The organism is Pedobacter nyackensis (assembly GCF_900176505.1).
GTDB classification, from domain to species: domain Bacteria; phylum Bacteroidota; class Bacteroidia; order Sphingobacteriales; family Sphingobacteriaceae; genus Pedobacter; species Pedobacter nyackensis.
This window is the reverse complement of the sequence record NZ_FWYB01000002.1, coordinates 585818-610088: the sequence shown is the minus strand read 5'-3', so window position 1 is coordinate 610088 and position 24271 is coordinate 585818. Positions and strand designations below refer to the sequence as shown.

The following is a 24271-nucleotide window of genomic DNA, read 5'->3' as shown; positions in this document are numbered from 1 at the left end:
TGCTTTCGAACAAGTTGAAGTGAAAAGGAAGTTGTAAAACTTCTAAGATATAATTAAATGGAAATCGCATTGAGGTTAACTTTAATGCGCTTTTTTAATGCGATAATAATATCTTTTTAAGTAACAAAAATGATAGTTGAGAAATTTTGGAGCAGTGTTTGATGTTAGCTGATTGAGGTGGAATCCTGGATTGAGAAAAATGAATTTAAAAAGAAGTATAGCTAAGAGAGTTAATAGAATTTTTGCCATAGAGAAAGGAAAAGTGGCTGAACGCCCAATTATAAACTTGTACAATACTAATTATGATAAACGGGTATTGATATCCTATATACAAGCTCCTTTTAGGGAGACTAATAGCTTTAAACATCAAAATTACTTGACTTCTCATATTGTTGCAGAAAGTTTTTCGGAGCGGTGTTACAATGTTGATGTGATAGATTATCGAGGTGATTTTGATATAGAATATGAGAGTTATTCAGCAATTTTTGGCTTTGGAGCCAACTTTGAGCGTTCTTTTTACAGTAAGAGAAAAGATATTCCGAGGATTCATTTTATAACTGGAGCACATCCGGATTTACAGAATGCAATGAGTCTACAAAGTGTGAATGACTTTTACGACATATCCGGATTATGGTTACCAACAGAAGCTAACATCATTGCTGATAATTGCTATTATTCAACATTTGGTCCAGATGCCTCTGTTATTTTGGCTCAAGGTTTTGTATTCGAAGATCATAAGAAAAGAGTTAAAGGGAGACTACACTCACTAAATAATAACATATTGGGCGTGTTTAAGGAATTTAGGCCAAAAGAGGGAAGTAATAACAATTTTTTATACTTAAGCGGTTCACGTTTGATTACAAAAGGGTTACATATTTTGCTGGAGGTAGCTAAACAACGTAAGGATTTAAATTTTTATATTGTTGTATTTGATATTGACCAGGACCTTAGTCGTTATTATCATGATTTGTTATGGAATAGTTCTAATGTTTTTTTGTATCAAAATCTTCGGATGGACTCGGAAGAGATGAGGCTAGTAGTAGAGAACTGTAGTTATTGCATTGCTCCTAGCTATATAGATGGGCTTCCTGGGGGGACTATAGAACCTATGGTAGCGGGCTTAGTTCCCATCGTAAGCAAGTACTGTGGCTTTCCGTCCGAGGAGTTTATTTTTGAACTAGGGGATTTATCTGTTTCCGGTTTAAATGAGACGATTGATAGAGCATTGAGCATGGATAATCAATCTTATCTAGAAGCTAGTAATGCGGTTAAGGACTATGCCCTGGAGAATTATTCTGTCTCCAATGTAAAGCAAGCACTATTGGAGATATTGGATGCGGAACTTCTATAACCTTAAAATAATATAAATACTAAATCGTATACTTGCGCCTATTTCTGTGTATTTCTTTAAAGGGATGCTAGTTAAAAAAGGAATTATAAATTAAAATTCTGATGAAAAGTAAAATTACCGGAGGGCAAACGGAAGTCGTGTTTAACACTAAAGTATTAAATAAGTACGATGTAAAATATTATAGATGTTTGGAAACGGGATTTATTCAAACAGAAGATCCATTTTGGTTGGAAGAGGCATATTCAACTGCAATTACTAAGCTCGATATTGGTTTGGTATCAAGAAATGAGTTGCTAAGAAATAAAACCGTTAAGCTTTTGTCCGATTGTTTTGATGGGAGTAAGAGGTTTTTGGATTATGCTGGTGGATATGGGATGTTTACTCGTATGATGCGAGATATGGGATACGATTTTTATCATCATGATATTTACTGTCAGAATCTTTTTTCTGAGTTTTTTGATCTGGCGAACTGTAAACAGCAGTCAGATTTTGAAGTAGTCACCGCATTTGAAGTGTTTGAACATTTGGCAAATCCACTTGAAGAAATCGGGGCAATTTTGCAGTTTGGTAATAATATTTTGTTCACTACGGAGTTGCAGCCAATAGGGTTGGAGAATATATCTGATTGGTGGTATGTTGTACCAGAAACGGGCCAGCATATTGCCTTATATACTAAGAAAGCTCTGGAGTACATTGCGAAGCAGCTCGGTCTTCATTTACTATCCGATGGAATTAGTATGCATTTATTTACAAAGGAGAAGCTACCTTTCAATCCGTTTGTTGAAAAGGAAAGAGAAAAAGAGCCATTTCTGATCAGAATGATGAGGAGAAAGCTTAATCGTTTTGATCTTAAGCATAGTGCTCAGACACGGAAAAGTTTATTGCAGGACGATTTTGAGTATATAAAAGCAAAGCTACATTAATGCTTTGATGGTAGGTTAAGGTGAGGCGTATTATAATGATTGACTGTTTTCAAGCTCTTCGTTTAACAGCAAGTCCAAAGTTTGAAAAATACTAAGGTCGTAGTCCCAATTGAGTTCTGCTTTCGCTTTAGCATTGTTGCCAAACATGTCTTCTATCTCCGCGGGTCTGTATAATTGATTATCGATTTGACATAAGTGGTGAGGAATGTTTAACTTGTCAAAAATATAGTAAATAATTTCCCGTAAACTTATTGTTTGCCCTGAACAAATCAGGTAATCTGAAGGGTTTTCCTGTTGCAGCATCAAGTACATTGCCTCAACATATTTTGGCGCATAACCAAAGTCCCTTCTGACATCTATATTTCCTACCTTTAGTGCATTGAGGTGCCCTTTGGTTATTTTTATGCTATCCTGGATTACTTTTTTTACAAAAAAGGTATTTTGTCTCAGGTAAGATTCATGATTGAAAAGAATGCCACAACTGATGTGTAAGTTATAGCTTTCTCGGTAGTGAATACAGGTAAAGTGCGCTGCTACCTTTGAAATGGCGTAAGGGCTAAGTGGGTGTAATATGCTATCTTCCGTAATGGGTAAATGATTTACCTTGCCATACATTTCACTGCTGCTGGCTTGATAGAAGCGTATATTTTTATTCAGCATTTTGATGACTTCCAAAATATTGAAGATACTAAGCGTATTGAATTGAAAGGTGCCTATAGGTTGCTGGAAAGATAGAGAGACTGAGCTTTGTGCAGCAAGATTATATATTTCTTTTGGCTCAACCTGTTCAATAATTTTAAATACCTGTGATATATCAAGTAAGTCGCAGGTTAGAAGTTCAACCTGTTCTTTTATTCCAAGGTATGAGAGCCCAGCTAAGTTAGAGCTGTTGTAGCCCCTAACCAGACCAATGACACGGTAATTTTTATTGAGCAATAATTGTGCGAGATAAGCACCGTCCTGTCCCGTTATTCCTGTTATTAGCGCTATTTTTTGTTTCATAGTACTTTTTTATAGATATTAAGACAGTCCATTGCGGTCTTTTTCCAGTTAAATTTCTTTGCCTGCTCAAGGCCTTTTAATCGATAACTTTCTCTAAGTTTTGGATCTTCCAAAAGAAGGGTTATTTTATCTGTTAAATCTGCGGTGTTATTTAATTCAAAATAGACCGCTGCCTCACCGGCAACCTCAGGGAAAGAACTGTGGTTAGCCAGGATGACAGGACAACCACAAGCCATTGATTCTAACACCGGTATACCAAAACCTTCATATTCCGATGGGAATACAAAAAATAAGGCCTTTTTGTAATAAATGGCAAGTTCTACGTCCTGAAAATTCTGCTGAATTACCTGCTGTTCTAAGTTCAGTTCACTGATAAGTTGGTTTTCCTCCTCGGTGAATGGATTGCCGCCTGCACATAGTAAATGTATCTGAGCGTTTTGTTTCAATACAGGGGCAAGTGCCTTTAAAAAAAATGTGAAGTTCTTATAAAGCCCCCTGTTGCCAATAAATAGAACATACTCCTGAGGAAGATCCAGCTTGATTTCTAACTCAGGTTTTATGGCGTGAGCAAGATGAACAACTTCAATTTTTGAAGCATCAACATGCGGGTATAGCACCAATATGTCGTTTTTTGTACTATTAGAGATGGCGATTATTTTAGTTGCCATCTCTAATAGTAGCTTTTTATTAGGTACAGTTACGATGTCATCCCTAAAGTATTGCGGGAATAGCTCATGTATCATATCGTACACCGTCAGGACAAAGGGTTTATCTTTTAAGTGATCTATAAAATATGGGTCATAATAAGTTGGGATAAACAGATCAAATTGTTGTTTCTTCAATAGTTCGATCGTCTTTTCTGTATTTTTCCTTTTTAATTTTTTTGGACGGTAGGAACGAAAAATTTTACTGAATTTAATGAAAATGCTGTTTTTAGCTTGAAAGCTATTAGCGAACAATGGACTTTCTTGATAATGGATGTTTTCAGTATAAAATAAAGGGCAATCTATTTGTATTCCTTTGATTTCATTTAATTGACTCCACATTTCTGTATAGTACCTCGAAATGCCTCCAAATTTTTGTTCGTTAAATATTTTTGGGTCAAGGAGTATTTTTATCATTACTTTTGCTTGGAATATATTGTACACTGCTGGAAGATAATTTTAAACACAATTAGCATTAATAAATTAGGCTTAGTTATGTTATGTATCTACCCGTTGAAAATTGTAAATATAAGAAGTAATGCCTATTATAACTAACTTTTAAGACGATATATGGGATCGAATGATCTGAAAATTTCTATTATAACGATTAACTATAACAATGCTAAAGGCTTAGAAGAAACTATAAATTCGGTGGTTTGCCAGACCTATAAAAATATAGAGTATTTGGTTATCGATGGTGGCTCTGATGACGGTAGCGCTGAAGTTATAAAGCGCTATAGCAATGGAATTAATTATTGGGTGTCGGAGCCTGACAAGGGTATTTATAATGCAATGAACAAGGGTATAAGGGCTGCTACAGGGGATTATTTGCTTTTCATTAACAGTGGAGATATTCTAACTCAGAAAGGCATAATGGACCAGGTGATTCAATTAGGTCTGGATAAGGATCTTGTTTATGGGGATATTGTGTTTGTTAAGGATGGACAGCGTAAAGAATGGCCTTCTGCAACTCAACTTTCTTTTGATACTTTTCGTACTGCGGGACTACCTCATCCCTGTACGTTTATAAAAAGGGTGCTATTTGATGAGGTAGGTCTCTATAATGAAGCACATGTCATTGTATCTGATTGGGAGTTTTTCTTATTAGCTACCTGTAAATACAATGCAAGTTATAAGCATATTCATTTGTTTATATGTGATTTTTGCGAGGAGGGAATCAGTTCCGACCCTCTTAATCAAGCTCTTATACAAGAAGAACGTAATTCTGTTCTTGAGCAGCACTTTTCTTTTTTTATAAAAGATTATGAGGCATATGATCTCATGAAAAGGGAGTTGAATAAAGTCATGTTTTTTGTTAAAGTAAAGCGTTTTTTTAGAAAATTAAAGCAAAAATAAGGCTCAAATGACTCAGAAAGCGTTGGTCTCTGTAATTATCCCTTCCTACAATTATGAACAGTACCTTCCTTATACTTTGGATTGTCTGATTAATCAGTCGTATCAGCATATTGAAGTTATAGTTGTTGATGATGGGTCAAAGGATAATACAAGGGAACTCATGCAACATTATTTGAAGATGGACTCCCGTATCCTCTATTTTTATCAGGAGAATAAGGGGCTTTCTTCCGCAAGAAATTTTGGAATTCATCATTCAAAAGGGGAATATGTTCAGTTTCTGGATGCAGATGACTTGGTTTCAGAACATAAATTAGAACTGCAGGTTGAACACCTTAATAATCACCCGGATTTATATATTTCTTATACTGATGGCTGTTATTTTGCAGATAAAAAACCTTCAGAGTTGTTTAAAACTTTATTATTGACAGAAGAAGAGTGGATGCCAAAATTGAATGGCCTGCACTATGAAGCCATTGAAGTCCTTGTAAAAAGAAATATAATGCCGGTCAATTCGGCTCTAGTTAAAAGCACTGTATTTGAAAAGGCGGGTTTATTCAATGAAAATCTCAGGAGTCTGGAAGACTGGGATTTTTGGTTAAGGTGTGCTTTCGCAAATTTAAAGATTCAATATTTAGATGATGAACGGGCTTTTGCCTTAGTAAGGGTCCACAAGAACAGCATGAGTCAGGATAGGTCTAAGATGTATAGTTATGAACTGGAATTGAGATTGAAAATCCAGGATGCGATCCAAGAATCTTCTGCTTTGAAAGCAGAACAAGTTGAGGTATTAAATAAGTTGAATACAAGGAGCATGCTAGGGGTGTTAAGCTTGTTGATTCGTTCGGTTGGCTTGTTTAAAGTGAATAATCATTTGCCGCTCGCTAAAAAGACTGGAGTTAAAATTTTTATAAAATCTTATCTGAAGGCATTAAATGATTCACGAAAATCTTAATCGGTTTTTTTTAGCTTTCCTCCCCATAAATGTTTAAAAACAAAGTTCAACTTACTTAAAGTACTTTTATTGGAGGTATATAATAGCGCACTGAAATTTTTATACATCAGAATAACCAGACTGAAGCATATATACGAGGTTAATCGCTGTCGATACAGCTGAAGTAGCTGTGCTACAAAATCGGGGTCTTTATTGTGTTTGAATTTCAGAAGGGTCTCTAATTCTACAATTGTGTTTTGAATTTTTCTATTACCGGTAACTGCAGTTGAAATGTTCTTCCTTTCCAATTTTAGAATATTTGTATCGGAATTGTCATGCTGCCTGTATTTAACCAATGGAAGGTTCAGGTAAGCAATGCTTCCCATATTTGTAGCAGTATAGGCTAACCACCTATCGTGAAAGACGCCCTTTGGAAAGGGTAAGCTGCCTTGTTCTACCAGTTCTTTTTTAAACAGACAGGCATGTCCTGATACAGAATTGAAAAACAGGAATGGCCTGAAGTCATTGCCAGCATACATATGGATAATGTCGGACATCCTCTTATTCATGGTCTCCCCATCATCATTAATAAATTCAGAATCGTGGTAGATTAGGAGGTTGTCACCAATATGGTCAACCATTTTGCTGATTTTGTCCAGGGCCCAAATATCATCCTGATCAGAAAGCGCAATGAAATCTCCTGAGCAAAGTTGAATTGCCTTTTCAAAATTCTTAATATAACCCAGGTTTTCTGCATTCTGGTATAGTTTTACAAATGGAAACTTTGTGATGTAATCCTGAATTATCGAGACTGTCTGGTCGGAAGAACGGTCGTCTGTAACAATAATTTCAAGATTTGGATAATCCTGATTTACTAAACTATCTAGTTGTTCGATGAGGTAGTTTTCGCCATTATAGGTACATAGCGCAATAGATATAAGAGGAGTTTGCATAAATCTAATCTGTAAAAGTCTGCATATCGATTAATCGCTTGTAAAGCCCATTATGAGCCATGAGTTCAGAATGATTTCCCTTCTCAACAACCTGGCCCTTGTCAATAACTGCAATTTGATCTGCATGTTGTATGGTACTCAGGCGGTGTGCGATGACAATGGATGTTCTATTCTTCATGAGGTTATTTAATGCCTCCTGGACTAGTTTTTCCGATTCCGTATCGAGTGCAGAGGTTGCTTCATCTAAAAGCATAATCGGCGGATTAGCCAATACAGCACGGGCAATGCAGATCCGTTGTTTCTGGCCACCAGACAGACGATTTCCTCTATCACCTACAAATGTTTGATAGCCGTGTTCTGTATTTAATATAAACTCATGAGCATTGGCAATTTTTGCTGCCGCAATAATTTCTTCTTCTGTGGCTTCCGGTTTCGCAAAAGAAATGTTATTGAAGATCGTGTCATTAAATAATAATGACTCTTGATTTACTGTACCCATTTGGGCACGTATACTCTCAACAGTTAAATCCTTATAATCTCGGCCGTCAATTTTAATGGTGCCGGATTTTGGGTCATGAAAGCGAGGGATAAGATCCATTAATGTACTTTTTCCGCCTCCAGAAGGGCCCACCAGCGCTACAGTTTTGCCTTTTTGAACAGTTAAATTAATATTCCTTAATACCTCTTTTGCACCGTAACTAAAGGAAACATTTTCAAATGTTAAAGCCTGGTTAAATTCATTTATTGTTTCGGCACCCGGTTTATTTACCATCTCTGGTTTGGTATCAATGAGTTCCAATACACGTTCTCCGGCAGCTATACCTGAGTGGATTCCGCTGAAGGCATCAGTTAAAGCCTTTGCAGGGCGCATTACTTGTGAAAATATCGCGATGTATGCAATAAACTGCCCAACTGAAAGTGCGCCCGGTTGCTTGCTCATGATTAATGATCCACCATACCATACGATAAAGGTGACCATCAAAACTCCTAAAAACTCGGATACGGGTGAGCCCAATTGTTGCCTCCTTACCATTTTTCTATTCAGATTGGAATAAAAAACATTTTCATCATGGAACTTGTCTTTTATTCTTTGTGTAGCATTAAATGCTTTGATGATTTTTATACCACCTAGGGCTTCATCTAAAAACCCGATCATCTTCGCAAAAGACTCATGCGATTCTTTGGCTTGCTGTTTTAATCTTTTTACAATCTTACTAATAATAAAGGCAGACACGGGGATCACCATTAAGGAGAATAAGGTCAGCTTTACTGATATCGTTAATAGGGCAATTACATAAAAAATGAGTGTAACGGGCTCCTTAAATACCACTTGTAAGGTGTTGGTGACTGTAAACTGTACGACCTGCACATCAGAAGCAACTTTTGAAATGATATCTCCTTTGCGCTCATTATTAAAATAACCTACATGTAAGTTCATCACATTGTTAAATACTGTCTTGCGGAGATTCAATAAGGTGTGTACTCTTAAATCTTCCATAGTCCTTTGAGAAAAGTACTTGAAGATGTTAGAAAGCAATACGGAGATGATGATGATAATACAGATATAACTTAATGTTTTTTCCGGCCCATAGGTAGCCAGGGAATGATCAACAAACTCCTGGAATTTTGCAGTGATGTTAAAATTAGAAACTGCAGCTTCAGTTGGTGCCGGTGCAGCTTTGGTTTCCCCGTCTGACATCATTACGCCGAAAAGAGGTGATAATAAGGTAAGGTTTAATAGCCCAAAAAGTACAGCAAGTAAGGTGGTGATAATATATGGTATTGCAAATTTTTCTATTGGTTTTGCAAATGATAATAATCTGAAATAGGTTTTCATTTATAAAAATTAGGCTGCAAAGTTACGCTTTCTATAATAAAAGGTAAGTTGTTACAGGAATACTACATTCTTGTTGGAAATAGAGTCGTTAATCTTATCGATAATATCCTGCACTTCAAGCTCAGAATTGTGTTTTTTTTGGAGTGATACAATGGTTGCTCTTGAAGCTTTTACTTGAGGGATGTGCTGCAGATATTCCTTATAGCTTGCCATCATCCATGATTTTCCGAGAATCAGCTTCGGTAATACCTCCAAAAGGAATAAATAAGCAGGCCATATCCATCCTCTGAATCCATTTAGGTGGATTTTGTGAAATATAAACCTGTTCCGGTAATAGATCTTTTTAATAAAATCTGATTTAATCTGAGTTTTTGTACTTCCGCTAACCTGATGAAAACAGATTGATTGGTGCTCATAATAGCATTTCCATCCAACAAGCCATGCTCTTAAGCATAGATCCGAGTCTTCGGAAGAGAAGGGAGAGTAGATTTCATCAAAGCCATTTAGTTCTTTGAGTTTTTTGGTGTCTACTAGAGCATTTGCTCCGGAAAGGTAGGCCGTATAGGCATTTTGTTCGTTCGGGTCAGTGGAATAATAAAAACGATTTGCTTTAAGCCGGCAACCCTTGCGAAATAAAATCCGGGCTGCATCTTCTATTTTACTCCCGTCGGCACTCATAATCCGACCCATTACTCCAAAGGTGTCCTCGTGTTGGAAATATTTCCATTGTTTCTCGAAGTAGTCTTCAGTAAGTCTTACATCCGAATTTAAGAGAAACGTGAGTTCATATTGAGCTGCTTTTATGCCTTGGTTACAGGTATAAGAAAAACCGCGATTCTTATCATTTACCAGCAGGTTAATCTCAGGATAATTTTGTTCTATAAAATCTATGCTTTGGTCTTTTGAACCATCGTCGATGACAATGATTTCGAAGGGAACCTCTGCTTTTTTGACTGCTTGAAGTACTGATGGTAAATAGGCTTCCAGTAAGTGTTTGCCATTGTAGTTTGGGATAATGACAGAAAGGCTTTTCTTCATCATGATTATTTAACGATCTTATAATTACGGTATTCAAATAGTCTGATTCCTGTTAGATCTTCTATTTTTTGTAATACTCTTCTTTTAAAGTTCATTTTGAGAGTTTTTTTCGTCAGATCCTCATTAAATGTCCAGTTTGTTGCTGCTATCCTGTTTTGAATCACTTTGGGATGTGTGCCTTCAAATCTAACCAGACGATCTGCATTCCGCATATCAAAAGCTTCCTGAACCGGAAAGTTCTGCTCAACCCAGTCTTGGGTTTGATAGAACTGATTAAAGTTTCTGACCTTTCCTTGCAGGGCCTTAGGTGTTTTTACCCAGCCATAATGGTAGATATAGGCGTCAATTAGTTTTACCTTTAACTTCCTTTCATTGATTCTGAAACCTTGTGCATCTCTGTAAGAATGTATTCCAGGTAAGTTTTTCAGCACCCGGATTTCTCTTCTGTACCAACGTCTTGACTCCGCATAATAGTCATAAGAGCCATAGAAGTGCACATATTTTAAAAGCAGCCCTTCTATTTGCTCATCATTCAGGTTATCTTTCATCTCCTGTTTGATCACATCATGGTACTTTTCATGTATGCACTCATCACCCTGTATATAAATCATCCAATCAGTGTCCGGTGAAATCGCTTTTAGAGCTTTGTTGGTTTCCTCTGCAAATACCTGCCCTCCTTTTTGAAGAGAATCATCCCAAACCGTATTGATTATTTTTATCTTATCGGGTGAAATTGATTTTATAAGTTCGGCTGTTTCATCGGTTGAAATCCCTAAGGCAACAACAAATTCATCGCATAGCGGTAAAACAGAACGAATGGCTTCCGCTACCGGGTAGTCGTTTGCGATTGCATTTCTTATAAAGGTAAAGCCTGTAACTTTCATTGATGGTATTAAAAAGGTATTTTTTGCAAATGTAAGTTTTATTAAAGCAGAATTTGCTTTGCACTATTGGTTTACCTTAAGTACAGGCTGTGTTAATTGCTGTTTTTTCCAATGTGTGCCTTTCTGATATAGCAGCTTACTTAGTGGATACTTAAACTTAAAATGACCATTATAATCTATTCCAAGTTTACGGTACGGGATGTTAGGGTTTTCCTTTAAGCATTGCTTTATCGCCTCTGAATAAACCGTTGGCCCAGTCATTTTATGTACGTCGTGCGGGTATTTGTTATTCCTGATGTTGTCGGACATCAATTCCATAGTTTTTTGCAGAAAGGGGTGATTGGCTTCAAATACCAATGCCCACTGTACGGATAAACCAGGATTGCGCTCATCAGAAATAATGGCAACATCATCCGGTAGGATGAAATCATTTAAACTCCCTTTTATCGAGCTGTCAATATCCAAATAAATCCCACCCTTTTTTAACAATATGGCATACCTAAAGAAATCAGCCTTTGCTGCACCAATGTTAAGTCGCTGATATAGCTTCAATGTCTCCTCGCTATAAGCTTCTTTCAAAAATGATTCAATCCTTTTATCATCATAGAATTCATAGCTGTAATCCCGGTTTTTGTTTCTGAATCTTGAAATGTGCCAGCGTGTAATAAATGGCAGCTTATCTGATTTAAATGTTTGGTAGATGATCTTCGGTATTGACATTCCTAATAAATTCTATTTCTTTGTAGCAAAGATACTTTATTAATGGATGCCAACGACCCACTTTTAAAAGGAATTGAACAGGGAAGCTTTCTCGCTTTGGCAAGAGCATTAACTTTTGTTGAAAATAGTACCGCCTACTCAGCAGATTTGCTCCGTCTATTGAAAGTAAATGGTGAAGTGCCCGTGATTGGGATTACAGGCCCTCCGGGGGCAGGTAAAAGTACCCTGGTAAACGCTATTACTTCCAAGTTTGTTCAGGACAATAAGCGGGTGGCAATTCTTGCTGTTGACCCAACTTCGCCATTTAATTTTGGTTCTTTGCTGGGCGACCGGATCAGGATGTCTCAGCAATTTAATAATCCTAATGTTTACATCAGGTCGGCAGCAACTCGGGGTGCTTTGGGAGGGATCTCTGCCAAAACCATTGAGATGGTGGATGTCATGCGCTCGGCCGGTTTCGATCTGATTATTGTAGAGACCGTAGGTGTTGGTCAGTCTGAAATTGAGATTGCCGGACTGGCAGATAAAACAGTGGTGGTGCTTGTACCTGAATCAGGTGATGAGATTCAAAATATAAAATCGGGACTGATGGAGGTAGCTCAGGGTTTTGTGGTGAACAAAGCCGATAGAGAAGGTGCTGATACTTTTGCTAATAACCTTAAAAAACTAGTTCATCAACAACATCAGCATATTCCTGTTTTTAAAACTGTAGCGGATAAGCAGGAAGGTATAAGTGAGTTGTGTGACTGGCTGCTTGAGCCCGCTTTTGTTGATAATAAACGCAAATCGTTTCTGCTTGCAGAAAAAGCTTTTAAAATTATACAGCACTACCGTATGGCCAATGTAGACAGAAGGAAGCTACATGCTGATATTGAGGAGGCTATGAAGCAGAAGGACTTTAATATCTATCGTTTTACTGATAATTGGGCCTGATCGTGATCATTGACCTGTCTTAAAAATAGGACTCATCTGTATTGTGGCTCAAATTGGCAATTAAGGCTGTTTTTACTGTTTTATCAGGTAATTGAAACACTGCTGAAGTGTATTTTGAACACCGATTTTCTAAAGCTTCATTTCTTTTAAGGACATATGTAGTTTTTTTTAGTGTTTTAAAGGCCTGCAGGTGTATTTTGGCGCTTTTGGTACAGTTATTTATGAAGGATTTAGAAGTTTGGAACGGAGTTTGTATAAGTGTTTTGAGAATTTAAAAATTTGTTTAATTTTGCTACACAAAAAAATTATACAATTAAAATTTGTTTAACCTTAAAAAAGAAAATTATGAATTATTCTACTTTAAAAAAGAGTCTTGCAGTCTCTTTCGTAGCATTAATGGGAGCGACGACTCTTGCTAGTGCACAAGATGCAACGACTTCTTCTTCAGCCAAGGTATTTGGTGGAAGATCACAGTACAGAACATGGTCAATCGGTGTTAACGCGGGTGTTTTATCTCCATTCGTTGCTATCGGTGGTACTAATGATTTCAACAAAATGGACGTTAACTTAGGTTACGGTATCTCATTGAGAAAACAACTAGGTCATGCATTTGGTTTAGAAGGTAACATTTTCCGTGGAAAAGTTTCTGGTACTAACGAAGCTGGTCCTGATGCACTTGGTGGTGGTATTAGAGGTTTTGAAACTGAAATGCAATATGGCGTTGATTTAAGAGGTGTTGTTAATGTAGCAACAGTTGACTTCTTACGTCGCGAAAATTCAGTAAACTTCTTCGTAACTGCTGGTTACGGTTTGCTTGCTTATAACCCAATCGTTGACGGAAATGACAGAAAAGGACAATTCGGTGAAGATGGCGATAAAGATTTCATCAAAGAAGCTTACATCCCAGTTGGAGCAGGTGTTAAATTTAAAGTTTCTGATCGCGTAGCATTCAACTTAGGTTACACTATGCACTTTATTGACGGTGATAACTTTGATGGAGTATATGCAAAAGCAACTACTAAAGATAAATTCTCTTACGGATATGCTGGTTTAGAATTCTCTTTAGGTTCTAAATCTAAACCGAACTTGGATTGGGTTAACCCATTAGCTTTAATGTATGATGAATTGAAAGATCCTTCATTACGTAACGAAGTTGAAGCTTTGAAAACTCGTGTATCTGCTGTTGAGGCTTCTGTTGAAGCTTTGAAAAAAGATAGCGATGGTGACGGTGTATCTGATCAGTTTGATAAATGCCCAGGTACTCCAGCTGGTACTGCTGTTGATGGTTCAGGATGTCCTCTACCTAAAGCACCAGAGCCTACTGCTTTAAATGCTGGTAACTTAACTGGTTTCGAAACTATCCAATTTGAATTCAACTCTTCAGTTTTAAAAACTGAGTCTTACCCTACTTTAGATAAATTATCTTCAGTATTGCGTGAAAACGGTGGTAAAGTAACTGTAAACGGTTACGCTTCAAGCGAAGGTACTGCTGCATACAATTTGAAATTATCTAAAGACAGAGCTAACTCTGTTAAAACTTACTTAGTTAACTCTGGTGTTAACGCTAGTCAAGTTGTAACTAAAGGTCATGGTGAAGCTAACCCAATTGCTTCTAACGATACTGAAGAAGGTCGTATCCAAAACCGTCGTGTTGAATCAGCTAGAAACTAATTATTTCTAAATTAAATACGAAAAAGAGGGCTTCAATTTTGAAGCCCTCTTTTTTTTATTTATACCTTTGTGTACGTATGTACTTATTCAGAAAAAAGGGTCCAAACAGACCCACAAATACCAATATCAAAATCATGCACATTATTAATGCGATTGCAATTACTGTGTTTGCAGCGGGTATATTGTGGAAACTTATAGATTGGTTTTTTTAAGCATATGATAGCTTCATTACAAATAAAAACAAAACTATAACCCAATGAAACCTGCATAAGCTTACTTATTACAAAACACAGTGAATAAGCTTTGCAAGCTTCATAACCGTAAAAAAACAATTTATATACTATGAAAAAGGTAATAAACACCATCGACGCTCCAGCTCCAATCGGACCATATAGCCAGGCAATAATTGCTAATGGCTTTTTATTTTTGTCAGGCCAGATAGCAATTAATCCTGAAAATAATGAGTTAACTGAATCTTCTATAAAAGAAGAAACACACCAGGTAATGAGGAACATTAAGGCTGTGCTAATTGAAGCGTCTTATAAATTTGAAGATGTAGTGAAAACTACTATTTTCTTGTCAGACATGAGTTTATTTGCAGAGGTAAATGAAGTTTATGGTTCTTATTTCGTTCGTGATTTTCCTGCCCGTGAAACGGTTGCTGTAAAAGGTTTGCCAAAGGGTGTAAATGTGGAGATTTCAATGACGGCATATAAAGGTTAAGCTTTGCCTAAGTCAAATTTACGGTATTTTTTCGCAGGCATCTTATCATTTGCTATCTGGGGGTTTTTCTCAATTCCTTTAAGGAACCTGAAGGCTTTTCCTTCGGAAGAGATCCTGTATTACCGTATTTTTACTTCTCTTGTTTTTATCTGGGTGGCCATTCTTATATTCAGAAGAAAGCACTTGAAAAGTGACCTGGCTTATCTTTCGTCAGTAACCACCAAAGAGAAGCGTAATATTCTACTGCAGCTTGTTGGCTCAACGCTGTTGCTTACCTCTAACTGGTATACTTATATTTATGCGGTAAACAATGTTAGCCTGCAGTCAGCAGCCTTCGCTTATATGGTTTGTCCGCTGATTACCGCTTTTGGCGGGTACCTGATTTTAAAGGAATCATTATCAGGTTTGAAATTGATTTCGCTTGGAATCGCATTGCTCAGTATTTTACTATTGGCTACAGGATCATTTGTCGAAGTGTTATGGTCTGTCGTTATCGCTTCTTTATATGCATTTTACCTCATCATTCAGCGTAAAATGCAGAACCTGGATAAGCTGAATGTGCTTGCCGTTCAAATTGGCCTGGCCGTTATATTGATGCTGCCTTTTTATTTATTGAAGCATGAAGGTATTCCTCAAGGGCTCTGGTTTTGGGGAAATATCACCGTTATTGCAGTTTTCTTTACAATTATTCCCTTGTTTATGAGTTTGTATGCCTTAATAGGTATTCCTTCATCTACTTTAGGGATCATCATTTACATTAATCCGATCATTGCATTTGCTGTGGCCATCTTTTATTTTGGAGAGCATGTTGATGCACATAAGCTGTTTGCTTACTTACTGCTCCTGGTCTCAGTGATCGTATTTAATTGGAGTATAATAAAAGATATCTTTACATTTAAGGGTAAACCATCATGAGCAAACGCTCGGGAGCTTGAAAAATATTGCTCATGATAGCTTCAATACCATTGAAAAAAGATTATATTCCATTGAAAAACCATTAAAGCTTTGTTTGCTTCAACATTAGACACGACTATCGAATTTCTGAAGGGCGTAGGACCCAAACGCGCAGAACTTTTGCAGAAGGAACTGGGTATCTTTACTTACGACCAGTTGCTGAACTATTTTCCTTTCAGGTATATAGACCGTACCCGGTTCTATAAAATAGCTGAACTTAGTCCGGAGCTCCCTTATGTGCAGATATTAGGTAGGATTACGGGCAAGGAACAGATTGGCGAAAAGCATAAAAAGCGAATTGTAGCAAGATTAACTGATGAAACCGGATCTATCGAACTGGTATGGTTTCAGAGTTTAAAATGGGTGGATGAGCATGTAATGAAGGGGAAGGTTTATATCGTGTTTGGTAAACCTACTGTTTTTAACGGGAGTTTTAGTATTTCCCATCCGGATCTGGAGACTTATCCACGGCCTGCTACTATTACAGGAAACCTGAGATTGCAGCCGGTTTATAATTCGACCGAAAAGTTAAAGAAGTTTTTTCTGGATAGTAAGGGTATTCAAAAGCTGCAGACGCTATTACTCGAACAGCACCTCTACGAGGTTAAGGAAACGATCCCCCTGTATATCCTCGATAAGTATCACATGATTTCGAAGAAGGAATCTATTCTAAATATTCATTTCCCTAAAGATGTTGCTATGCTAAAGAAGGCTGAGAATCGCCTGAAGTTTGAAGAGCTTTTCTTCATTCAATTGCAAATGCTGCACAATAAACAACTCAGGGAACTCAAGTTTAAGGGGCATTTGTTTCCGGTTGTAGGGGAGCGTGTAAATACGTTTTACAATGAGATACTCCCTTTTGAGCTTACCGGTGCGCAGAAGCGTGTAATCAAAGAGATCAGAATAGATACGCAACGTGGTATCCAGATGAATAGATTGGTGCAGGGAGATGTAGGAAGTGGTAAAACCGTGGTGGCGCTGATGAGTATGCTTCTGGCTAATGATAATGGCTACCAGGCCTGCATGATGGCGCCTACGGAGATATTGGCCCGTCAGCATTATGAGTCTATTGCTTCGCTTCTGAAGGATCGTCTTGTTAAGGTTGCAATTCTTACCGGGAGCACCACCAAAAAGCAACGTACGCAGTTGCATGCGGCATTGGAATCTGGTGAAATTGATATTCTGGTGGGTACCCATGCCTTGATTGAAGATAAGGTGGTGTTTAAAAACCTTGGTTTGGTAGTAATTGATGAACAGCATCGCTTTGGTGTTGAGCAACGGGCTAAACTGTGGCGCAAAAATATCATCCCCCCACATATATTAGTTATGACGGCCACGCCTATACCACGAACACTGGCAATGACGCTGTATGGCGATTTAGATGTGTCTGTGATCGATGAATTACCAGTGGGAAGGAAACCTATAGAAACGAAGCATTTGTTTGAAGGGCAACGTCTGAGGATGTTTGGTTTTATGAAGCAGGAAATTGCTAAAGGCCGGCAGGTGTATATCGTTTATCCGTTAATTAAAGAAAGCGAGAAGGTTGATCTTTTACACCTTGAAGCGGGTGTGGAGCAGATGAGTTACCAGTTCCCAAGACCCGATTATCAGATCAGTATTGTTCATGGTAAAATGAGTAATGCCGATAAGCAATATGAGATGCAGCAATTTATAGATGGAAAGAGCCAGATTATGGTGGCTACTACCGTAATTGAGGTTGGTGTGAATGTTCCGAATGCATCGGTGATGATTATTGAAAATGCCGAGCGCTTTGGACTTTCTCAGCTGCATCAGCTGCGGGGGCGAGTAGGTCGTGGTGCCGAGCAGTCTTTCTGTATACTGATGTCGGGAAATAAACTAAGCGCTGATGGAAGACTGCGTCTTGATACCATGGTAAAAACCAATAATGGTTTTGAGATTTCAGAGATAGATTTGCAGCTTCGCGGGCCGGGTGATATTACAGGGACACAGCAAAGCGGTGTGCTGGAGTTAAAATTGGCTGACCTGGCAAAAGACCAGTTGATTTTGCAGGAGGCCAGAAATACGGTTATTGATTTGCTTACGGCAGATCCACATCTGGAGCTGCCGGAAAATAGTTTGCTGAAGACATATCTTTCGAAGCGACGTGTAGGTATCGCATTCGATAAGATCTCCTAATTAATCCTCATCACTTCCAGGTAAAGATCCTGCACCAGAATAGGCTCCCTTACGAATAACAGGCACGCCAAGGTGTTTATATAATTCATCAAGCTGCATCAGACTGCCATTGGTTAAATTACCTAAAAATATAATGACAATATCCTTTTGGAAATCACGTACATAGATGTGTCTAAACCCATGCCACCAACCTGTATGGTACACCACTTTCCGGTCTTTTTCTCCATCAAACATACGCCAGCCGTATCCATAATTGAAATGACCTTTAATCGCTTTGTTGCGGCCTTTGTAAGCTGAATCCAAGCTTTTTTGCGTTAATAATCTGCCGTTCTTTAGATATTTATCAAATAAGACTAAGTCATGCAAAGTGCTATAAATACCTTTATCGCCGACAGGACCATCTAAAAAGTTTTGCACTACAGAATATCGCCAGCTGTTGCGGTCATGACCTACTACGTCTACAGGGATTTTCTCATATTCCGCTTTAGAATAAACATGTGTATTTTTCATTCCTGCTGGCTTAAACACATGTTCCATCATGTATTGCGAGAAGCGCTGTCCCGTTACCTTTTCTACAATTGCGGCTAAAACCATGAAGTTGGAGTTGTTGTAATGGAAAAGCCGGTTGGGTTTGGTATAAGGGTTGGGTTTTTTTTCAGCAATAACCTGCATTACTTCCTGGTTAGACACCCCTTTTTTCATGTTGCGTTTTTCCTTGCGCCAAATGTCGTCTATGAAGTATACATAATTCATCATCCCACTACGGTGAGATAAGAGTAAGTCTACGGTTATTCCATCGTAAGGAAAGTTGGGATAGAATTTTTTTACATCATCTGTTAGTTTTAATTTCCCCGCTTCCACCAGTTGCATGATGGCTACTCCAGTGAAAGTTTTGGTAATGGATGCCAGTTCAAATTGTGAGCTTATTTTCAGACTGTCGCGGTGCAGGTAATCTGCCCAACCTATTGCTTTTTCATACAGGATTTTTCCATCTTTCGCCACAAGCATATTCCCATTGAAGCCGTATTTTTTATGTAGGTTGTGAGCAAAGTCAGCAATCCATTTATCTCCCTTTGCAGGATTATAAACTAATAATAAACTGTCAGCTTTATCGTCATCTTTGACTCTTATTTTTTTATTTGCTGCGGCCTTTTTAGCTTTCTCTTCAGGACTTGAACAAGATGATAGTAATGAGAGCGATAAAACGGTGAGTGATAGGGCTATGGTTAGTAGACGAAACTTCATGAACAATGCAATACAGGTTAAAAAGTCGAAAAATAAGGATTTTTAACCCTTTAAACGTAAAAGAGTTTTAAACATTGCATACTTTGTAGTTGATTAATTACATAAAACCAACTCATTGAGGCACAAAAACCTTAAATTTGCCGCAACAAAAATTAGAACACTATGAATTTTAGAACCGAACACGATACGATGGGTGAAGTGCAGGTGCCTGCTGATAAATATTGGGGTGCTCAAACTGAACGTTCAAGAAATAATTTTAAAATTGGTCCGGAGGCTTCTATGCCTAAAGAGATCATTCATGCTTTTGGATATTTGAAAAAAGCAGCTGCATTAGCCAATACTGAGCTGGGTGTTTTAACTCAGGATAAAGCAGATCTAATTGCAAAAGCTTGTGATGAAGTGATTGCTGGTAGTCTGGATGATCAGTTCCCTTTGGTAATCTGGCAGACGGGTTCTGGTACGCAAAGTAACATGAATGCTAATGAGGTTATTGCTTATCGTGGACATGTTTTAAATGGTGGTGATCTTGCTGATGATAAAAAAGTATTGCATCCTAATGATGATGTAAACAAGTCGCAGTCATCTAATGATACTTATCCTACGGCAATGCACATTGCTGCTTATAAACAAGCGGTAGAAATTACCATTCCGGGTCTGGAGAAATTACGTAACACTTTAGCAAACAAAGTAGTTGAATTTAGTGACATCGTAAAGACAGGTCGTACTCACTTTATGGACGCGACTCCTTTAACATTGGGACAGGAGTTCTCAGGATATGTACAGCAGATTGATAACAGCGTTAGAGCAATTAAAAATGCACTGGTAATGATCAGCGAACTGGCATTAGGTGGTACTGCAGTAGGAACCGGCTTGAATACGCCAAAAGGATATGATGTGTTGGTTGCTAAAAAGATTGCTGAATTAACAGGCTTGCCTTTTGTAACTGCTCCGAATAAATTTGAAGCTTTGGCGGCTCATGATGCAATGGTAGAGCTTTCTGCTGCATATAAACGGACTGCAGTTGCATTAATGAAAATTGCTAATGATGTAAGGATGTTGAGCTCTGGTCCACGTTGTGGAATTGGTGAGATTATCATTCCTGACAATGAGCCGGGATCTTCTATTATGCCTGGTAAAGTTAATCCTACACAGCCGGAGGCATTAACAATGGTATGCGCGCAGGTGATGGGTAACGATGTTACTGTTGGAATTGGCGGAAGTAACGGCCATTTCGAACTGAATGTTTTTAAACCTGTTATTGCTGCAAATGTATTGCAATCAGGTCGTCTGATTGGTGATGCATGCGTTTCATTTAATGATAAATGTGCTGAAGGTATTTTACCTAACCTTCCGGAAATTAAGAAGCACTTAGAAAACTCTTTAATGTTGGTTACAGCATTAAATCCTCATGTTGGTTACGAGAATGCAGCTAAGATTGCTAAAAAAGCACATAAAGAGAATAAAACATTACGTGGTGCAGCTATCGAATTGGACTTACTTACCGGCGAACAATTTGATGAGTGGGTTCGTCCGGAAGATATGGTTGGTAGTTTAAAATAGGCACCGAAATATATTTGTATGGGTATGTTGAGAATGGTGTTTTTTCTGCTTCTTATAGTGTGCGTGTCTGCTGCATGCAGGCGATTGCCGGATGTGCAGGGAAAAGGTGAAGTTTTTTTACAGGGGGTATGGAACCAGGATAGTATCGCAAATGCTGATAAACTGTTAAGCTATACACAGCATAAGTTTAAGTTTACCTGCGATTCGTTTTACGTTGACCTGACCACACATTCCAAAGTAAACTATTATTCCGATTCCTGTTTTAACGGAGGTGTATGGAAAGAGTATGCCAAGGGTGTGTACGAAGTAAGAGGAGACAGCTTATTTTTAGCGGGTACTTATACTAAAGCAAATTATAAACAAAAAGTATCAGGTTGTTATCAGATTGGACGGTATGTAAAGGCATTTTACATCAAATCCTCTGAACCAAACAACCTCCACTTGGAAAGTATAGGCAATCAAAGAGCATGTAATCTGGTTTTAAAAGAACGGATTATCTGTGAGCCTAAAGCATTGTAAAAAACGGCGGTAGCACTTAAAATGCTACCGCCGTTTTTGTAATCATCAAAGGTTCCATCTGACAAGTAAAACCGCCTAAGGACATACAATACACCTGAAAAAACATAAAAAGAAACAGATGAAAGCAAGAAAGAATTTAATGACGAGGGGCTGTAAGGCCATATTGGCTTTAGCAATTGTTTTATATCTTCCGCTAAACGCGGGCGCCTGGGGAATGCTTGGACATAGGATTGTCGGACAAATTGCAGAAACCCACCTTACTGGCAAAGCAAGAAAGGGCGTGAAAGGTGTTTTGGGTAATGAGAGTCTTGCCATGGCCAGCAACTGGGGCGATTTTATAAAATCAGATCCTGCTTATGACTACTTGTATAACTGGCATTTTGTGAACCTGCCTGCAGGTTTGGATAAAAATGGTGTGTTTGATATTCTGGGCACTGAGAAAGGAGCAAACGTATACAATAAGATTCCGGAGATGGTTGCTGTTTTAAAGAACAAACATAGTACTGCGGATGAAAAAAGACTGGCTATGCGTTTGATCATCCATCTTGTTGGGGATTTGAATCAGCCGATGCATACTGCAAGGAAAGAAGATCTGGGTGGAAATAAGGTTTTTGTAACCTGGTTTGGAGAGAAATCTAACCTGCACAGGGTATGGGACGAGTCGCTTATTGAATACCAGCAGTTGAGTTATACCGAATATGCAAATGCGATCAATTATCCAACGCCTGTACAGCTAAATACCTGGAAAGGTAGTTCATTAAAGGACTTCGTTTATGGATCTTACATGGCTTGCAATCGCATTTATGCGAATATTAAGCCTGAAGAGAAATTAAGTTATAAATATAATTTTGAATTTATAGGTTTGCTGAATGAACAGTTGCTAAAAGGTGGCATTTGTTTGGCTAATGTACTTAACGAGATTTATAGTTAAATAATAAACATATATACTGATGAAAATATTGATGGTTTGCCTGGGTAATATATGCCGCTCGCCACTTGCCGAGGGGATTATGAGACATTTAGTAGATGACCAGAATCTAAACTGGGAAATATCCTCTGCCGGGACAGGTGATTGGCATGTGAATCAGCCTGCTGATAGAAGAAGTATTGCTGTTGCCCGAAACTTTGGGTATGATATTTCTGAGCAAAGGGCAAGGCTTTTTAATCAGGATATGTTTGAAGATTTTGATCATATCCTGGTTATGGACCAGAATAATTTAAGAGATGTGCTGAAGATGGCTTCAAATGACGAACAGCGAAATAAAGTAAAATTGTTTCTGCCTGATGAGTTGGAGGTAACTGATCCTTATTTTGATGATCGCCTGTTTGAACCTGTATTTTTGGAAATAGAAGAGCGTTGTAAGCAACTTATTGAAGAGTTTAAATAGAATTTTGTAATGGAACAAAGCGCTCAATTTAAGTTGTTTATGCTTTTGCTTGGTTGCAAGCCTGAAGGAAGGCATACTGAACAGCATGATGTATTTTTTGCAATAGGTCAATCGATAGCAGATTTGAAAATAGATATTGCTGATTTTTGGCCCGAAGCAAAAGAAAAAATACATATCGATGCCTGGAGGGAAGTCACCATGGTGGATGGATTTAGCTTGAAAATTCTCCCTGCCGTAGAAGCTTCTGATGCCAGTTTGAAGAAGCTATTCTTCATTAACCTTGGCGGATATAAGACAGATGAATTTGACGAACTTCATTATAAAATGCTTATTGTTGCAGATTCATTAGCGGAGGCTAGCAGTCGGGCTAAAGAAACAGCCTTCTATAAGCATACCTGCTTCGAAGGAGCGGTTTCACATATTGACGATAAGTATGGAGTAGATGTTGATGACGTTTTTAATGTCGCAGATGTGCTTCCGGCATCGGCGAAAAGTAGGTTTTGCATTCAGATAGAAAAGGGATCGCATGCTCCAGAAGACGCTTTCCATCTTGGTTACCTACCCATGAGTAAGGTCTGATTATTCTCCTTTTTGTTTAGTATCCAGCTGTTTACTCTAAAATTGTTATATATTTACCCGATGAACAAAATTTGTTTAGTATTGGTTTTTCTTTTTGTTTCCGGTAAGGCGATGTCTCAGGCAAGTCCTTATTTGTCACAACAACCGCAGTCGGTAAATGGAGCTGTGAATATTGTTGTGTCTAACCTGGAGGAAAATACTGGTGACGGATATTTTGCTGATGCGGAGAAAAACGAGCGTAGAGGTGATTTGAACGATGCTGTTACCTTGTTTGGTAAAGCAGCATTTGAATACAATAGCGCTAAAAAATATACTCAGTATGGATCAGCCTTATTGAGACTTGCTAATGCTCATTATTTATTGGCTCACTATAGTGAAGCTGAGCAGGTTACACTTAATGTGGCCTTAAAGAATTATTCTAAAATTGGCAGTAAAACAGGGCAGATGGAATCTTACCGTCAGCTTGGAAAAATATATCTGGCAGCGAATAAATTAACCCAATCCTTATGGTTTTATACCCAGCAAGGAATATTGGCAAAGCAAATTGGGGATAACAATGCTTATATAGAGTCGATTTTGGGACTCGCACAGGTAAAAACAAAGAAAAAAGAATATACACTGGCGTTAAAGGATATAAACAGGGCTGAACTTCTAGCTAAAACTTCAAATCCTGCCAGATTTAAAACTCAGATTAGAGAAGCCAAGGCTCAGATCCCCGCCAAGGTGATTGCAAAGAAATAACAGGTCAGGCAATAAATGAGATTAAAAGTAGTTTTTTGTATTACTGATGTAATTGTAATTTCAAACTTTTAGTATGTTTACAGAAAAGAGACAGTGTTATAC

Annotated in this window: 24 protein-coding genes; 16 read left to right on the top strand and 8 right to left on the bottom strand. The window is 38.0% G+C overall.

Annotated features, from left to right (window positions below; all coding sequences use genetic code 11):
• The first annotated feature begins 199 nt into the window (after window positions 1-199).
• Both B9A18_RS06815 and B9A18_RS06810 read left to right on the top strand, forming a co-directional pair.
• Complete coding sequence (locus B9A18_RS06815) at window positions 200-1351, top strand: glycosyltransferase (protein ID WP_084288468.1); 1152 nt, start codon at window positions 200-202, stop codon at window positions 1349-1351.
• A 101-nt stretch (window positions 1352-1452) separates the two neighbouring features.
• Window positions 1453-2274, top strand: coding sequence for a class I SAM-dependent methyltransferase (locus B9A18_RS06810; RefSeq protein WP_084288466.1), 822 nt, complete (start codon window positions 1453-1455; stop codon window positions 2272-2274).
• 30 nt (window positions 2275-2304) lie between these two features.
• Here the strand turns inward: B9A18_RS06810 and B9A18_RS06805 are convergent, their stop codons facing one another.
• Together B9A18_RS06805 and B9A18_RS06800 are read right to left on the bottom strand one after the other, a co-directional pair.
• On the bottom strand, window positions 2305-3276 hold the full coding sequence (locus B9A18_RS06805) for a GDP-mannose 4,6-dehydratase (RefSeq protein WP_084288464.1): 972 nt from the start codon (window positions 3274-3276) through the stop codon (window positions 2305-2307).
• Window positions 3273-4397, bottom strand: a complete 1125-nt coding sequence (locus B9A18_RS06800) for a glycosyltransferase family 4 protein (protein ID WP_200816319.1) — start codon at window positions 4395-4397, stop codon at window positions 3273-3275. The genes B9A18_RS06805 and B9A18_RS06800 overlap by 4 nt, the downstream gene beginning before the upstream one ends.
• Window positions 4398-4550: 153 nt before the next feature.
• Here B9A18_RS06800 and B9A18_RS06795 point away from each other — a divergent pair, with 153 nt between their 5' ends.
• Together B9A18_RS06795 and B9A18_RS06790 are read left to right on the top strand one after the other, a co-directional pair.
• Window positions 4551-5336, top strand: coding sequence for a glycosyltransferase family 2 protein (locus B9A18_RS06795; protein WP_084288462.1), 786 nt, complete (start codon window positions 4551-4553; stop codon window positions 5334-5336).
• Between the two features lie 7 nt (window positions 5337-5343).
• Window positions 5344-6288, top strand: a complete 945-nt coding sequence (locus B9A18_RS06790; protein ID WP_084288460.1) for a glycosyltransferase family 2 protein — start codon at window positions 5344-5346, stop codon at window positions 6286-6288.
• Here the strand turns inward: B9A18_RS06790 and B9A18_RS06785 are convergent.
• The 5 genes from B9A18_RS06785 to B9A18_RS06765 all read right to left on the bottom strand — a co-directional run bounded on the left by B9A18_RS06785 (window position 6285) and on the right by B9A18_RS06765 (window position 11699).
• Window positions 6285-7220, bottom strand: a complete 936-nt coding sequence (locus B9A18_RS06785; RefSeq protein ID WP_084288458.1) for a glycosyltransferase family 2 protein — start codon at window positions 7218-7220, stop codon at window positions 6285-6287. The two genes, B9A18_RS06790 and B9A18_RS06785, sit on opposite strands and share 4 nt — an antisense overlap.
• Before the next feature lie 4 nt (window positions 7221-7224).
• Complete coding sequence (locus tag B9A18_RS06780; protein ID WP_084288456.1) at window positions 7225-9057, bottom strand: ABC transporter ATP-binding protein; 1833 nt, start codon at window positions 9055-9057, stop codon at window positions 7225-7227.
• A gap of 51 nt (window positions 9058-9108) precedes the next feature.
• Complete coding sequence (locus B9A18_RS06775; RefSeq protein WP_235005253.1) at window positions 9109-10098, bottom strand: glycosyltransferase family 2 protein; 990 nt, start codon at window positions 10096-10098, stop codon at window positions 9109-9111.
• Window positions 10099-10100: 2 nt separating this feature from the next.
• Window positions 10101-10979 (bottom strand): glycosyltransferase family protein, encoded by an 879-nt coding sequence (locus B9A18_RS06770; protein WP_084288454.1) that lies wholly within the window; start codon window positions 10977-10979, stop codon window positions 10101-10103.
• A gap of 63 nt (window positions 10980-11042) precedes the next feature.
• Window positions 11043-11699: a glycosyltransferase family 32 protein gene (locus tag B9A18_RS06765; RefSeq protein WP_084288453.1), complete on the bottom strand. Its 657-nt coding sequence runs from the start codon at window positions 11697-11699 to the stop codon at window positions 11043-11045.
• 42 nt (window positions 11700-11741) lie between these two features.
• Between B9A18_RS06765 and meaB the strand changes: the two genes are divergently transcribed.
• The 6 genes from meaB (at window position 11742) to recG (ending at window position 18137) form a co-directional block, all read left to right on the top strand.
• On the top strand, window positions 11742-12632 hold the full coding sequence (meaB, locus tag B9A18_RS06760; protein WP_084288451.1) for a methylmalonyl Co-A mutase-associated GTPase MeaB: 891 nt from the start codon (window positions 11742-11744) through the stop codon (window positions 12630-12632).
• 345 nt (window positions 12633-12977) lie between these two features.
• Complete coding sequence (locus B9A18_RS06755) at window positions 12978-14303, top strand: OmpA family protein (protein WP_084288776.1); 1326 nt, start codon at window positions 12978-12980, stop codon at window positions 14301-14303.
• 77 nt (window positions 14304-14380) lie between these two features.
• Window positions 14381-14515 carry a DUF6728 family protein gene (locus B9A18_RS25605; RefSeq protein WP_317048221.1) on the top strand — a complete coding sequence of 45 codons (135 nt, stop codon included), beginning with the start codon at window positions 14381-14383 and terminating at the stop codon, window positions 14513-14515.
• Window positions 14516-14645: 130 nt separating this feature from the next.
• The gene (locus B9A18_RS06750) at window positions 14646-15026 is read left to right on the top strand and encodes a RidA family protein (RefSeq protein WP_084288449.1); all 381 of its coding nucleotides are present in this window, start codon (window positions 14646-14648) and stop codon (window positions 15024-15026) included.
• A 3-nt stretch (window positions 15027-15029) separates the two neighbouring features.
• A complete protein-coding gene (locus B9A18_RS06745; protein WP_084288448.1) occupies window positions 15030-15941 on the top strand; it encodes an EamA family transporter in 912 nt (303 codons plus the stop codon).
• 90 nt (window positions 15942-16031) lie between these two features.
• Window positions 16032-18137 carry an ATP-dependent DNA helicase RecG gene (gene recG / locus B9A18_RS06740; RefSeq protein WP_084288446.1) on the top strand — a complete coding sequence of 702 codons (2106 nt, stop codon included), beginning with the start codon at window positions 16032-16034 and terminating at the stop codon, window positions 18135-18137.
• Here the strand turns inward: recG and B9A18_RS06735 are convergent, their stop codons facing one another.
• On the bottom strand, window positions 18138-19382 hold the full coding sequence (locus tag B9A18_RS06735) for a serine hydrolase domain-containing protein (RefSeq protein ID WP_084288445.1): 1245 nt from the start codon (window positions 19380-19382) through the stop codon (window positions 18138-18140).
• Window positions 19383-19544: 162 nt separating this feature from the next.
• Here B9A18_RS06735 and fumC point away from each other — a divergent pair, with 162 nt between their 5' ends.
• The 6 genes from fumC (at window position 19545) to B9A18_RS06705 (ending at window position 24169) form a co-directional block, all read left to right on the top strand.
• Window positions 19545-20942 carry a class II fumarate hydratase gene (gene fumC, locus B9A18_RS06730; protein WP_084288443.1) on the top strand — a complete coding sequence of 466 codons (1398 nt, stop codon included), beginning with the start codon at window positions 19545-19547 and terminating at the stop codon, window positions 20940-20942.
• Between the two features lie 18 nt (window positions 20943-20960).
• Entirely contained in the window at window positions 20961-21461 is a 501-nt protein-coding gene (locus B9A18_RS06725; protein WP_084288441.1) for a fumarate hydratase, read from the top strand.
• Window positions 21462-21579: 118 nt separating this feature from the next.
• On the top strand, window positions 21580-22392 hold the full coding sequence (locus B9A18_RS06720) for a S1/P1 nuclease (RefSeq protein ID WP_235005252.1): 813 nt from the start codon (window positions 21580-21582) through the stop codon (window positions 22390-22392).
• Window positions 22393-22411: 19 nt separating this feature from the next.
• The gene (locus B9A18_RS06715) at window positions 22412-22849 is read left to right on the top strand and encodes a low molecular weight protein-tyrosine-phosphatase (protein WP_084288439.1); all 438 of its coding nucleotides are present in this window, start codon (window positions 22412-22414) and stop codon (window positions 22847-22849) included.
• Window positions 22850-22858: 9 nt separating this feature from the next.
• Window positions 22859-23428, top strand: a complete 570-nt coding sequence (locus tag B9A18_RS06710; RefSeq protein ID WP_084288437.1) for a DUF1543 domain-containing protein — start codon at window positions 22859-22861, stop codon at window positions 23426-23428.
• Window positions 23429-23488: 60 nt separating this feature from the next.
• Window positions 23489-24169, top strand: coding sequence for a tetratricopeptide repeat protein (locus B9A18_RS06705; RefSeq protein WP_084288436.1), 681 nt, complete (start codon window positions 23489-23491; stop codon window positions 24167-24169).
• Window positions 24170-24271: the final 102 nt, after the last annotated feature.

Excerpts from the sequence above, each read along its gene's own strand:
- B9A18_RS06815 (WP_084288468.1), top strand. The coding sequence starts at position 200 with ATGAATTTAAAAAGAAGTATAGCTAAGAGAGTTAATAGAATTTTTGCC.
- B9A18_RS06810 (WP_084288466.1), top strand. The coding sequence starts at position 1,453 with ATGAAAAGTAAAATTACCGGAGGGCAAACGGAAGTCGTGTTTAACACT.
- B9A18_RS06805 (WP_084288464.1), bottom strand. The coding sequence starts at position 3,276 with ATGAAACAAAAAATAGCGCTAATAACAGGAATAACGGGACAGGACGGT.
- B9A18_RS06800 (WP_200816319.1), bottom strand. The coding sequence starts at position 4,397 with ATGATAAAAATACTCCTTGACCCAAAAATATTTAACGAACAAAAATTT.
- B9A18_RS06795 (WP_084288462.1), top strand. The coding sequence starts at position 4,551 with ATGGGATCGAATGATCTGAAAATTTCTATTATAACGATTAACTATAAC.
- B9A18_RS06790 (WP_084288460.1), top strand. The coding sequence starts at position 5,344 with ATGACTCAGAAAGCGTTGGTCTCTGTAATTATCCCTTCCTACAATTAT.
- B9A18_RS06785 (WP_084288458.1), bottom strand. The coding sequence starts at position 7,220 with ATGCAAACTCCTCTTATATCTATTGCGCTATGTACCTATAATGGCGAA.
- B9A18_RS06780 (WP_084288456.1), bottom strand. The coding sequence starts at position 9,057 with ATGAAAACCTATTTCAGATTATTATCATTTGCAAAACCAATAGAAAAA.
- B9A18_RS06775 (WP_235005253.1), bottom strand. The coding sequence starts at position 10,098 with ATGATGAAGAAAAGCCTTTCTGTCATTATCCCAAACTACAATGGCAAA.
- B9A18_RS06770 (WP_084288454.1), bottom strand. The coding sequence starts at position 10,979 with ATGAAAGTTACAGGCTTTACCTTTATAAGAAATGCAATCGCAAACGAC.
- B9A18_RS06765 (WP_084288453.1), bottom strand. The coding sequence starts at position 11,699 with ATGTCAATACCGAAGATCATCTACCAAACATTTAAATCAGATAAGCTG.
- meaB (WP_084288451.1), top strand. The coding sequence starts at position 11,742 with ATGGATGCCAACGACCCACTTTTAAAAGGAATTGAACAGGGAAGCTTT.
- B9A18_RS06755 (WP_084288776.1), top strand. The coding sequence starts at position 12,978 with ATGAATTATTCTACTTTAAAAAAGAGTCTTGCAGTCTCTTTCGTAGCA.
- B9A18_RS25605 (WP_317048221.1), top strand. The coding sequence starts at position 14,381 with ATGTACTTATTCAGAAAAAAGGGTCCAAACAGACCCACAAATACCAAT.
- B9A18_RS06750 (WP_084288449.1), top strand. The coding sequence starts at position 14,646 with ATGAAAAAGGTAATAAACACCATCGACGCTCCAGCTCCAATCGGACCA.
- B9A18_RS06735 (WP_084288445.1), bottom strand. The coding sequence starts at position 19,382 with ATGAAGTTTCGTCTACTAACCATAGCCCTATCACTCACCGTTTTATCG.
- fumC (WP_084288443.1), top strand. The coding sequence starts at position 19,545 with ATGAATTTTAGAACCGAACACGATACGATGGGTGAAGTGCAGGTGCCT.
- B9A18_RS06725 (WP_084288441.1), top strand. The coding sequence starts at position 20,961 with ATGGGTATGTTGAGAATGGTGTTTTTTCTGCTTCTTATAGTGTGCGTG.
- B9A18_RS06720 (WP_235005252.1), top strand. The coding sequence starts at position 21,580 with ATGAAAGCAAGAAAGAATTTAATGACGAGGGGCTGTAAGGCCATATTG.
- B9A18_RS06715 (WP_084288439.1), top strand. The coding sequence starts at position 22,412 with ATGAAAATATTGATGGTTTGCCTGGGTAATATATGCCGCTCGCCACTT.
- B9A18_RS06710 (WP_084288437.1), top strand. The coding sequence starts at position 22,859 with ATGGAACAAAGCGCTCAATTTAAGTTGTTTATGCTTTTGCTTGGTTGC.
- B9A18_RS06705 (WP_084288436.1), top strand. The coding sequence starts at position 23,489 with ATGAACAAAATTTGTTTAGTATTGGTTTTTCTTTTTGTTTCCGGTAAG.